Genomic DNA, 10,716 nt, shown 5'->3' with positions numbered 1-10,716 from the left:
CGACAACGCATATGGCGACAGAAACCTAATCTGCACATGCCCCCCAATGGACGCATACGAAGAAGCCGCTGAGTAAATTTGGAGCCCCCGTTTCAAAGCGGGGGTTTATCCTAGGGTGTGAAGCCAACGGGCACGCCAAATGGCGGTGTGTCCACGCTGGTACCGGTAAGGGCATGCAGAAATTCGACGAGGCTGTTGATCTCATCCTCAGACAATTCCAGCGGGGTAATGTCGATTTTGCTGCGTACACGCTGCATTTCAAATCGGTCGTGCCGTACAAGGAAATCTGCCTTTTGTAGCCATGGTACGTTGGGCAGTGCTGCCGTCTCGGGTGTCCAATTTGCGAAACTTGCTACAGGGTCCAAATGATGGCGGATCATGCTTTCGAGATCCGGGAAGGCTCCGTTGTGGCCGTAAGGTGCGGTCAGGGCCACGTTGCGCAGCATCGGAGTGCGGAAGCGGTAGGCATCCTCTAGCCGGTCACTTTCGCCCATACGTCCAACGTCCCTGACATAAGGGTCCCACTGCCGGGTGCGGCCGGGACCAAAGGGCGGCAGGGCCAGAGCGTGAAACTCCTGATCGGACATCAGCGGGCCAGAATGGCAGGCCGAGCAACGGGCTTTGCCGTAGAATAAACCCAACCCATTCATTTGTTCCGGCGACAGGGCATTGGTGTCCCCGGCTAAATATCGATCAAACGGGCTGTCAGTGCTGCGCCATTCAATGGCCATGAAGGCGGCCAACGCGTTGGCGATCTGTGTGATCGAGATGTCCTCGGTCGTTTCAACATCATCATACGCGGCCATGATGGCCGGGCCATAACGAGGATCGGTACGGACGCGTTTGGCCAATATTGGCCAGCCTTTGTCGATCCGGTCATGTACAGCGCCTGTGACCTGGTTCTCGGCCACGTTGCCCGCCATTTCGAACTGCGAAGTCAGCGGAAAAAGCGCCTGCGCGGCCAGCAGTGAATTCAGCCCCTCGGGCAACCATTCCTGTGCAGGCGAGTTGAAGCCATTGCCATAATCATCCGAAATACTCAGGCGGCCATCGTGGAACAGGGTGTGAATGTCCTTTGCCCCAAGATTCCAAAGGCCCGGAGAATTTCGGGGGATACGTTTTCGAATCTTGTCGGCTCCGGTGCCCGGAGTGCGGTCGGGTCCCAAGCCCTGACCGCCTTCGCCGATGCCCAGCGACAATCCATCGGATGTTCCGAAATCGGGGTGATGGCAATGGGCGCAGGTGATGTTCTGATTGCCGGACAGGATCGGATCGTAAAACAGTTGATGACCGATGGTGGCCTGTTCCATATCAAAGGCGATGAAGTCATTATCCGTCAGCGGGCGCGGTAAGTCCTGCGCCGCCGCCGCACCGACGAAAAGGAAAACAGCCCCATGCGCAAGTTTGTATTTGCCCTTTGCTGTCTTGCGACCCCGGCGCTGGCCGAACTGGAGCAGGCCCGTGACATGATGGAGGCCGGCGCGTTCGAGGCCGCGCGCGAGGAACTGATGCCCGCTGCCCGATCGGGCAATGCCGAGGCAGAGGAACTGATTGGCGTGATGTACGGCCTTGGGCTGGGCGTCGAGCAAGACTATGAAAGGGCGTTTGAATGGTATTTGCGCGCCTCGATGAAAGGGCATCCGGGGGCGCAGTCCGGCGTTGGCTGGTACTATGAGTTGGGCCTTGGCATGCCTGCGCCCGATCTGGTGCGAGCGTATATGTGGTACACACTCAGCGCTATTGGCGGCGATCCCGATGCGGCGATCAGCCTTGAGGAAGTGGTCAAGAAAATGTCGCCGGAGCAGATTGAAAGGGCGCATGTTCTGGTCAACGACTACAAAGGGTGGATGTACCCGTTTCGGTAAAAGGCCGGGCCATAAGGCCCGACCCGGTGTTGCTTAATTCAGGTCTGCATCACGCGACGCATTGATCTCGCCTTCGGCGATGGACACGGCCTCGGTCAGCGCGGCAAAGATCTCATCCCCACGGGCCACGTTGGACTGGAACCACTCGTAAACCGGTGTTGCTGCGTCTTTGAACGCGGCTTTCTGTTCGGGAGTTGGAACGTACAGATCACCACCACCTGCGACGAAATCTTCATAGGCCTGGATCGACTTGCGCTTGGGCGATGCAAAGGTCGCTTGCTGCAGGGCATAGAACCCATCCACCAAAACACGGCGCAGTTCTTCGGGCATCTCCTGGAACTTGGCATTATTCATCCACCACAGTGCACCCATGTAGGCGTGGCCGTCCAGCGTGACGTATTGCAGGCCCGCATCCGGGAACTTCATGCCCATGATGTCGGTGATGCCGTTCTTGGATCCCTCAACAACGCCAGTCTGGAAACTGGTGAACAGTTCCGGCCACGGGATCGGGGTGGGCGACGCGCCCAGAGCCTTGACCAGTTCCTGAGGCAGGTCGGCGACCACGGTGCGGATTTTCAGGCCTTCCATGTCGGCAGGTTCTGCGATCCGGCGTTGCGTGTTCGCGAAGTTCCGCCAGCCACCGGTATTGCCGATGGTCATCAGGCGGATCGCACCGCCGGAATCCTCCAGCGCCATCTCGCGCATTGTGCGGGTGAAATCACCAGATAGTACACGCTCGGCCACGCGGTCATCCGCCATCAGGTAGGGCAGGTCGAGAACCTGCACATATGGGAAGATGCCCGACGCGCCACCAGAGGTGGAGATGTAGATGTCGATTGTGCCATCAGCCACACCCTGCAGGCATTCGGCGCCATTCGAACAGAGTTGCGTACCAATGAACAGCTCCACCTCGATCGCGCCGTTTGAGGCCGCTTCGACATAGTTCTTGAAGACGATCAGGCCGTCATAATCTTCATCGTTTTCATTAGAGTTTGCAGTCGCGCGCAGCGTGTAGTCAGCTGCAGTTGCCGCGATGGCGGTTGCGGCAACCAGCGATGTCGCTAAGGCTGCTGTTTTGATAAATCTTCCGAGCATGCGTTTCCTCCCTGTGATACTCAGTCAGTTTGCAAATCCCGTTATGCGTGGGATCGTCATGGATAGTGCGGGGATATAGGTGATCAGAAAGATCACTATGATTTCGACGGCCAGGAATGGCAGGATTGCCTTGGCGATGGTTTCAACTTTTTCGCGCGACACGGCGGCGGCCACAAACAGGACCAACCCCATAGGCGGTGTCGCAAGGCCCACGGTCAGGTTGACGCTCATGATGATGGCAAAGTGGATCGGATCGACGCCAAGGCTGGTAAAGATCGGGGCCAGGATCGGGCCAAGGATGATGATCGCGGGACCTGCGTCCAGGAACATGCCGACGACAAACAGCAACAGGTTGATCAGGAACAGAAGGATCAGTGGGTTTTCCGAAAGGCTGAGGATCAACTCGGCCAGTTGTTCAGGCGCATGGCTGAGGCTGACCACGGTTTTGAAGGCCATCGCCGCGCCGACCAGCAACAAAACGACGGCCGAGGTCAGACCCGCATTGCTGAGAATTTCAGGCACCTCTTTCAGCGTCAGCGTGCGCAGGACAAAAAAGCCGATGAGGAACGCATAGCCGACGGCGACCGCCGCGGCCTCGGTTGGGGTGAAGATACCACCCAGAATACCGCCCAGAATGATGACAGGCGTCAGCAGGGGGAAGAACGCTTTAAGGCTGGCCTGTCGGCGCTCGCCCCACGTGTATTTCCGGCTGGCGACGGGAAAGTCGTACTTGTCAGCCATAACCTTGATCATCAGCATCAGGCCGACGCCGACCATCACGCCGGGCACGATGCCGGCCAGAAACAGAGCGGCAACGCTTTCACCCATGACATAGGCATAGATGATCATAATACCCGAGGGCGGGATGATCGGGCCGATCACCGAACTGGCCGCCGTGATCGCGGCGGCGAACTTGCGGGTATAGCCCTGTTTTTCCATCGCTGGGATCAGCATTGAACCCAGCGCCGACGTATCGGCCACGGCTGAGCCTGACAGCCCGGCAAACAGGATCGAACTCAGCACATTTACATGCGCCAGACCGCCCCGAAAATGGCCCATCAGGGCTTGGCTGAACTCAACCAGACGGATTGTGATGCCGCCGCGGTTCATCAACTCTCCGGCCAGCATGAAGAAGGGGATGGCCATCAGCGGAAAGCTGTCCATGCCGTTATAGACATTGCGATAGAGCAGCGTGATGTCGTTGGTCTGACCGTTCAGCCATAGCAGAATGCCGGGCGCGGCCAGCAAAGCGAAAAAGACCGGCAGGCCGATCAGCAGGAACACCAGAAATGTGGGTAGGAACCATATCAACATTTATTCGGCCCCCACGGGTGCATCGGCAATCTCTGGCAGCAGATGTCCGCCGCCCAACAGGGTTACGACGGCGCGCAAGATCAGCTCGATATTGACTGAGATCAGCAGGATGACGCCAACCAGCAGCGATGCCATCATCCAGCTGCGCGGGATGCGATACCACTCGTCAAATCCAAAGGACGTTGGCAGATACAGCGCCGCTGTCGCGAATTTGCCGCCAAACCCGGTCACCTCGGACCAACCGATATTGACGGCGACCAGCAGTACGGCCAGCGAAACCAAAAGAAGCAGGATATTCAGGGTTTGCCCGATCCCACGCGGCAACATCAGGGGCACCATGTCGATGGCGACGAACCCGCCACGCCGAAATGCCGTAGGGGCCATCAGGCCAGTCATCCATAACATACAGAACCGCGCAGCCTCATCCGGCCAGGGCAGCGCGTTGCCCAGAACGTATCTGAAAAACACCTGGATCAGGATCGCGATCACCATAAGCGCAATCGCAACGACTCCAACCGCGCGGCCCAATCGCAGCACGGTTTCATTCACAAACGCGATCGGCGCAAGCACCGACGTCAATCCGCCCATGCGGATCCTCCCTTTTCAGCCGCGGGTTTCCACCGCGACAGTTATTCCGCGCTTACTGGTGCGCGAATTGGCCGAGCTTTCCGGCGTAGAAGGTCAATGCGTCTCCTTCCGCCATACTGGCACGCAGGACCTTTCCAATAACGATAACGTGGTCGCCAGCGTCGTGATAAGCGTGTTGCTCACATTCGAAACGGGCCAGACAATCGGGCAGTAGCGGGGTTCCGTTTTCACAGCGCTCGTGGTCGATGTCCTGAAGTGCGAACGCGTCTTTCGAGCATCCAAAGCAAAGCTCGGCCTGTTCTGCTGAAAGGACGTGAACACTGAAATGCCGTGCTTCTTGGAAATAACGGAACCGGCGCGAGTTGCGATCGCCTGCCCACATGACAAGTGGTGGGTCCAGCGAAAGGGACGAGAAACTGTTGGCGGTGATGCAGACCGGCCCGTCTGTGCTGTCGCAGGTGACAACGGTGACACCGGTGGCAAAACGACCAAATGCGTCGCGCAAGGTTCGGGTATCGTCCCTGTGGGGAACGAATGTGCGGGTCATGTCCTTTGAGATTGCATTCATCATGGTACCTCATGCCCCAGTGCCGCCTCATACAGGCGGTACCAGCTCTCGCGATCCAGATTGATTTTCAGCGCGTCAGAGATGCGCTTGATCCGGTCCAGATTGTTGGTGCCCAAGACCGGAAGAATGCCTGCAGGGTGGGCCAGAAGAAACGCCACCGCCACGGCGGCGCGATCCACGCCGAATTCCTCGGCGACTTCGTCCGCTACAACCCCGACCGGAGGGTTTCCAGCCATCAGCAACCCGCCACCCAAGGGTGACCACGCCATCACAGGCTGGCCATGCTGCTGATGAAACGCCAGATCACCGTTGGTGAAGGGGCCGATTTCGCCCAGAGAAATCTCGATCTGGTTGGTCACCAATTGGGTTTTCATCGCCGATTGCAGCAAGTTCCAGTCCCAAGGGCGGAAATTGGACACGCCAACCGCGCCGACCTTGCCACTGGCGACAACTTCGTCCAGCGCGGCACCTGTTTCGTGATGATCCATGAATGGATCGGGGCGGTGAATCAGCAGCAGGTCGATATGATTGATGGCCATTTCGGACAGCGATGTCTCAACCGATTTCAGGATATGCGCGCGCGAGGTGTCATAGTATTTGCACTTGGCGTCCGCATACCGACCCATCGGCGCGACGATGTCACATTTGGTGACGATTTCCATCCGCTGGCGTAGGCCTGGATTTGCGCGTAAGGCGTTGCCCAGAACAGCCTCGGCCGCGTAGCCGCCATAGATATCGGCCTGATCGAAGGTGGTGATGCCCTGATCCAGACAGGCCTGAATCTTGGCTTCGACATGACCCGTCGAAGTGTCGTCGTCGTCGCCCAGTCGCCACATGCCATAGACAAGGCGGCTCATATCCAGCGAGTCAGATAGTTTCACACGTTGCATCAGCGACGAACTCCGTTGCCCAGCGGCGTGGCCGGGGTATTTGCAGGGACCCTTCCGTAGGCTTCGGGAAGGGAACAGGTTTTCAGATTAGGCATAACACGGCTGCCAAAATGGCGAGCTTCGTCCATGTGTGGGTATCCCGAGAAGATGAAGGCGCGGATGCCCATCTTTTGATATTCCTCGATCTTGGACATGACCTGATCGGTCGATCCGACAAGAGCGGCACCGCACCCGGATCGCGCGCGGCCAACGCCGGTCCAAAGGCCGGGTTCGACATAGCCATACTCATCCGCCAGATCGCGGTTCTTGGCCTGATGCGCGACGCCCAGTGATGTCGAATCCAAAGCACGCTCACGGATGGCGCGACCGTATTCGTCATCCAGTTTCGAGACGATGTAGTCGGCGTATTCCTGCGCTTCGGCCTCGGTATCGCGGACAATCATGTGCACGCGCAGGCCGTAATCCAGTGTGCGGTTGTAGTTCTCGGCAACCGCGTGGACGGCTTTCATCCGTTCGGCCAGTTGATCTTTGGTTTCGGGCCACATCAGGTAGACGTCGCAATGTTCACCGCACAGTTCCAGAGCGGATGGGGAGTAGCCCCCGAAATACAGTAGCGGCCCGCCGGTTTGATATGGCTTCGCCGGGTCGGTCGTCAGGCCCGAGAAGCTATAGACCTCGCCCGCATGATTGATCTCATCCTGCGTCCACGCCTGTTTCAGGATCTCGACCACTTCGCGAGAACGCTGATAACGATAGGCGCTGTCGGCTTTCTCTCCAGGGAAATCGGATGAGATAATGTTGACCGTCAAACGCCCCTGCAGCATGTGATCCAGCGTTGCGATGGTGCGGGCCAGCATAATGGGCTGCATTTCGCCGCAGCGCACCGCGGCCAGCATGTTGATTTTGTCGGTGACCGGCGCGCAGCCTGCCACAAAGCTAAGCGTGTCTTGCCCCACCTGATAGGACGACGGGCAGAGGATATTTCTGAACCCTTGCGCCTCGGCCTCTTTCACGATGCCCGAGCAGTGGTCCCAGCTGGATCGCAGATCACCGTCGGGCATTCCAAGAAACTGGTAGTCGTCCGAGCACAGCGCCGCAAACCACGAAACCTCGGCCGCATCCAGATCGGGTGAGGTGATGGGGACGATGGTCATCTGATTCGTTCTCCAAGCGACTGTGACTTTCCTCTTGCGTAGCAATCACATTGATGTAGATCAATGGTGTATCAATTTTTCCTGCGACCGAGTGAAGCGCCAAAAGATGTCGTCAGCCAACCGAAACCCGAACGCCCTGCCGGTTTATGTTCAGATTGCCGAGCTTTTGATCCGCGACATCGCTGCCGGTCGCCTGATCGATGGCGAGCGCTTGCCGCCCGAACGAGACCTTGCTGCGGAATTGAAAGTTTCAGTCGGTACTCTGCGAAAATCGCTCGCCGAGCTTGAGAAAAAGGGGATGCTGGAGCGTATTCAGGGTTCGGGCAATTATGTACGCGAGACCGGAACGCAGAACAGCGTCTATGCAATGTTTCGTTTGGAATTGCCCGAGGGTGGCGGGTTGCCGCGGGCGGATATCCTGTCAGTTGACCATCTGAACAAGCCCGCAGATTTGCCGCGATTTGGTTCGTCGGACATGGGCTCGCGGGTGCGCCGAATGCGCTACCTGAATGATACAATTATCGCGGTTGAAGAAATCTGGCTGGATGAGTCTGCTGGTTTGATTGATCGACAGCTGCTGTCTGACTCGCTTTATCGGTACTACCAGCACCAGTTGGGGTTCTGGATCACGCGTGCTGAAGACAGGGTTTCCCTCGGGACGTTGCCGGGTTGGACGCCGCCTGATTTCACCAGGCCAGCCGGAGATACGGTTGGCTACATCGAACGGTTCAGCTGGTCGGAAAAACCCGAACCGGTTGAGTTTTCAAAAACATGGTTCGACCCGGATCGAGCCACCTATGTCCAACGACTGAAGTAAAAGGAACTGCGCATGACCCGGACCATTCACTACGGGCTGATCGGATGCGGTATGATGGGGCAGGAACACCTGCACAATATTGCCCTGCTGGACGACACGCGCGTTTCAGCGATTTTTGAGCCTGACGCCGAGATGGCGAAGGCTGCGCGGGCGATTGCGCCTGATGCGGTGATGGTGTCTTCGGTCGAAGAATTGCTTGCGATCGACGATCTGGACTGCGTCGTCATCGTTAGCCCCAACCACCTGCATGTGGATCAGATCGAAGAGATTGCCCGGACGCGCCCGTTGCCGTTGTTGGTCGAGAAACCTCTGTTCACCAACCCGGCAGATGCGGCGCGGCTCGAGGTTTTACAGCATGGCTATCCCCATCCGATTTGGGTGGCGATGGAATACCGCTATATGCCGCCAATTGCTGCGTTGATCGCCGAGGCCGAAGCCACGGGCGGTGTTAAGATGCTGTCGATCCGCGAGCATCGGTTTCCGTTTCTGGAAAAGGTCGGGAATTGGAACCGGTTCAACCGGAATACCGGCGGAACATTTGTCGAGAAGTGCTGTCATTTCTTCGACCTGATGCGTCTGATCCTGCAATCCGATCCGGTTCGCGTTACAGCCAGCGGCGGGCAGGCGGTCAACCATCTGGATGAGGACTATGAGGGCGAGACGCCCGATATCCTCGACCATGGGTATGTCATCGTGGATTTCGCCTCGGGCGCGCGCGCGATGCTGGAACTTTGCATGTTTGCGGAAGGGTCCCGATATCAGGAGGAAATCTCGGCCGTTGGGCCGGACGCCAAGATCGAAGCGTTGGTGCCAGGGCCGGGGCGGTTCTGGCCGGAACATCTTGGCACGCCACCGGTCCCGCAGATCATCGTCAGCCCACGTGCCCCAAAAGGTCCGGTCACCAAAGAGATCCCCGTCGATCCGCGCCTGTTAGCCGCCGGGGACCACAATGGTTCGACTTTCTACCAACATCAGGGGTTCTTAGCTGTGCTACGAGGCGAAAAGGCACAACCTGACGTGACTCTGAACGATGGCCTTTGGGCCGTGCGCATCGGTTTGGCCGCGCAACAGGCATTGGAAACCGGAGAGACGGTGCGCCTCTCGTCCTGATGCCGATAGGAAACCTGCGTTCCAGATACGCACATAACCGGGTGTCGTTTTTAGCACCCGATGCGTCTTTTCCGCTTGCTGAGCGTTTTGCGACGCAATAGCTCTGTCCGTGGGACACCCCTCCCCAACGAGGGGCGTGTATCTGGAAGGGTAATACACATGAGCACTGAACAACCGGCGACGCGGCCGGCCAATCCGCGTTTTTCCTCGGGCCCCTGCGCCAAACCCCCCACATTTGATCTGACCAAATTGGCCGATGCTGCGCTGGGCCGGTCGCACCGTGCCGCCGTCGGCAAGGACAAGCTGAAGGCGGCCATCGAAGGCACGCGCGAAGTGCTGGGCATTCCGGCAGACTACAAGATCGGTATCGTTCCCGCTTCGGACACTGGTGCGGTTGAGATGGCTCTGTGGTCGTTGCTGGGCGAACGCAAGGTTGAGATGCTGGCCTGGGAAAGCTTTGGCTCTGGCTGGGTGACCGACGTAGTCAAGCAGTTGAAAATCGACGCCGAGGTGAAAACGGCGGACTACGGTCAGCTCGTTGATTTGGCCTCGGTTGATTTTGCCAATGACGTTGTCTTTACATGGAACGGCACCACCTCGGGCGTCCGGGTTCCCAATGGCGACTGGATCGCGGATGATCGTCAGGGCCTGACGATCTGTGACGCAACCTCGGCTGCGTTTGCGATGGACCTACCGTGGGATAAGCTGGATGTGACTACGTTCAGCTGGCAAAAAGTGTTGGGTGGTGAAGCGGCGCACGGGATGTTGATCCTGAGCCCCCGCGCGGTGGAGCGGCTGGAGAGCTACACCCCCTCATGGCCGTTGCCCAAGATTTTCCGCCTGACCAAGGGCGGCAAGCTGATCGACGGTATCTTTACCGGTGCAACGATCAACACGCCCTCGATGTTGGCGGTTGAAGATTACCTTTTTGCGCTGGACTGGGCACGTTCGGTTGGTGGTTTGCAGGGCCTGATCGCCCGTGCGAATGCCAATGCCGGTGCGGTTCACGCGTTCTGCGACCAAAACGACTGGATCGCCAATCTGGCAGAAGATGCGGCGACACAGTCGAACACTTCGGTCTGCCTGAAGTTCACCGACGCACGCATTCAGGACGGTGCGACATTCGCCAAAGCTGTGGCCAAGCGGCTTGAGGCTGAGAATATCGCATTGGATATCGGTGCATACCGAGACGCACCCGCAGGCCTGCGCATCTGGTGCGGCGGCACGGTTGAAACCTCGGATATCGAGGCGATGTTGCCCTGGCTAGCATGGGCCTTTGAGGCCGAGATCGCGGCGCAGACAGAAGCCGCCTGAC

At 58.2% G+C, this 10,716-nt stretch carries 11 protein-coding genes; 4 read left to right on the top strand and 7 right to left on the bottom strand.

The annotated features are described in order from the left end of the window. Window positions 1-110: 110 nt before the first annotated feature. Complete coding sequence (locus AC2FI9_RS14925; protein ID WP_496768701.1) at window positions 111-1,310, bottom strand: cytochrome-c peroxidase; 1,200 nt, start codon at window positions 1,308-1,310, stop codon at window positions 111-113. A gap of 84 nt (window positions 1,311-1,394) precedes the next feature. Between AC2FI9_RS14925 and AC2FI9_RS14920 the strand changes: the two genes are divergently transcribed. Continuing rightward, complete coding sequence (locus tag AC2FI9_RS14920) at window positions 1,395-1,865, top strand: tetratricopeptide repeat protein (RefSeq protein ID WP_058272665.1); 471 nt, start codon at window positions 1,395-1,397, stop codon at window positions 1,863-1,865. Between the two features lie 33 nt (window positions 1,866-1,898). On the opposite strand, the gene AC2FI9_RS14915 is transcribed toward AC2FI9_RS14920, so the two are convergent. The 6 genes from AC2FI9_RS14915 to AC2FI9_RS14890 are packed head-to-tail and all read right to left on the bottom strand — an operon-like array spanning window position 1,899 to window position 7,474. Beyond that, a complete protein-coding gene (locus AC2FI9_RS14915) occupies window positions 1,899-2,960 on the bottom strand; it encodes a TRAP transporter substrate-binding protein (RefSeq protein WP_496768699.1) in 1,062 nt (353 codons plus the stop codon). A gap of 24 nt (window positions 2,961-2,984) precedes the next feature. Next, a complete protein-coding gene (locus AC2FI9_RS14910; protein ID WP_496768697.1) occupies window positions 2,985-4,274 on the bottom strand; it encodes a TRAP transporter large permease in 1,290 nt (429 codons plus the stop codon). Then, window positions 4,275-4,862 (bottom strand): TRAP transporter small permease, encoded by a 588-nt coding sequence (locus tag AC2FI9_RS14905; RefSeq protein WP_170563750.1) that lies wholly within the window; start codon window positions 4,860-4,862, stop codon window positions 4,275-4,277. A 52-nt stretch (window positions 4,863-4,914) separates the two neighbouring features. Beyond that, window positions 4,915-5,433 carry a flavin reductase family protein gene (locus AC2FI9_RS14900; protein ID WP_496739315.1) on the bottom strand — a complete coding sequence of 173 codons (519 nt, stop codon included), beginning with the start codon at window positions 5,431-5,433 and terminating at the stop codon, window positions 4,915-4,917. Continuing rightward, a complete protein-coding gene (locus tag AC2FI9_RS14895) occupies window positions 5,430-6,320 on the bottom strand; it encodes an aldo/keto reductase (RefSeq protein WP_496768694.1) in 891 nt (296 codons plus the stop codon). Before AC2FI9_RS14895 ends, AC2FI9_RS14900 begins: the two co-directional genes overlap by 4 nt. Further along, the gene (locus AC2FI9_RS14890) at window positions 6,320-7,474 is read right to left on the bottom strand and encodes an LLM class flavin-dependent oxidoreductase (protein ID WP_496768692.1); all 1,155 of its coding nucleotides are present in this window, start codon (window positions 7,472-7,474) and stop codon (window positions 6,320-6,322) included. Before AC2FI9_RS14890 ends, AC2FI9_RS14895 begins: the two co-directional genes overlap by 1 nt. A 106-nt stretch (window positions 7,475-7,580) precedes the next feature. Here AC2FI9_RS14890 and AC2FI9_RS14885 point away from each other — a divergent pair, with 106 nt between their 5' ends. The 3 genes from AC2FI9_RS14885 (at window position 7,581) to AC2FI9_RS14875 (ending at window position 10,715) form a co-directional block, all read left to right on the top strand. Continuing rightward, window positions 7,581-8,291 (top strand): GntR family transcriptional regulator, encoded by a 711-nt coding sequence (locus AC2FI9_RS14885; protein ID WP_496768690.1) that lies wholly within the window; start codon window positions 7,581-7,583, stop codon window positions 8,289-8,291. Window positions 8,292-8,303: 12 nt separating this feature from the next. Continuing rightward, the gene (locus tag AC2FI9_RS14880; protein ID WP_496768688.1) at window positions 8,304-9,401 is read left to right on the top strand and encodes a Gfo/Idh/MocA family protein; all 1,098 of its coding nucleotides are present in this window, start codon (window positions 8,304-8,306) and stop codon (window positions 9,399-9,401) included. 159 nt (window positions 9,402-9,560) lie between these two features. Continuing rightward, window positions 9,561-10,715 (top strand): phosphoserine transaminase, encoded by a 1,155-nt coding sequence (locus AC2FI9_RS14875; RefSeq protein ID WP_496768686.1) that lies wholly within the window; start codon window positions 9,561-9,563, stop codon window positions 10,713-10,715. Window position 10,716: the final 1 nt, after the last annotated feature.

It is taken from the genome of Ruegeria sp. CDSA246 (assembly GCF_059611225.1).
The sequence above is the reverse complement of the archived record's forward strand: the minus strand, read 5'-3'. Positions and strand labels throughout refer to the sequence as shown.

What these genes read in the sequence shown, in the direction of transcription:
- AC2FI9_RS14925 (WP_496768701.1), bottom strand. Translation starts at nt 1,310, where the DNA reads ATGGAACAGGCCACCATCGGTCATCAACTGTTTTACGATCCGATCCTG.
- AC2FI9_RS14920 (WP_058272665.1), top strand. Translation starts at nt 1,395, where the DNA reads ATGCGCAAGTTTGTATTTGCCCTTTGCTGTCTTGCGACCCCGGCGCTG.
- AC2FI9_RS14915 (WP_496768699.1), bottom strand. Translation starts at nt 2,960, where the DNA reads ATGCTCGGAAGATTTATCAAAACAGCAGCCTTAGCGACATCGCTGGTT.
- AC2FI9_RS14910 (WP_496768697.1), bottom strand. Translation starts at nt 4,274, where the DNA reads ATGTTGATATGGTTCCTACCCACATTTCTGGTGTTCCTGCTGATCGGC.
- AC2FI9_RS14905 (WP_170563750.1), bottom strand. Translation starts at nt 4,862, where the DNA reads ATGGGCGGATTGACGTCGGTGCTTGCGCCGATCGCGTTTGTGAATGAA.
- AC2FI9_RS14900 (WP_496739315.1), bottom strand. Translation starts at nt 5,433, where the DNA reads ATGATGAATGCAATCTCAAAGGACATGACCCGCACATTCGTTCCCCAC.
- AC2FI9_RS14895 (WP_496768694.1), bottom strand. Translation starts at nt 6,320, where the DNA reads ATGCAACGTGTGAAACTATCTGACTCGCTGGATATGAGCCGCCTTGTC.
- AC2FI9_RS14890 (WP_496768692.1), bottom strand. Translation starts at nt 7,474, where the DNA reads ATGACCATCGTCCCCATCACCTCACCCGATCTGGATGCGGCCGAGGTT.
- AC2FI9_RS14885 (WP_496768690.1), top strand. Translation starts at nt 7,581, where the DNA reads ATGTCGTCAGCCAACCGAAACCCGAACGCCCTGCCGGTTTATGTTCAG.
- AC2FI9_RS14880 (WP_496768688.1), top strand. Translation starts at nt 8,304, where the DNA reads ATGACCCGGACCATTCACTACGGGCTGATCGGATGCGGTATGATGGGG.
- AC2FI9_RS14875 (WP_496768686.1), top strand. Translation starts at nt 9,561, where the DNA reads ATGAGCACTGAACAACCGGCGACGCGGCCGGCCAATCCGCGTTTTTCC.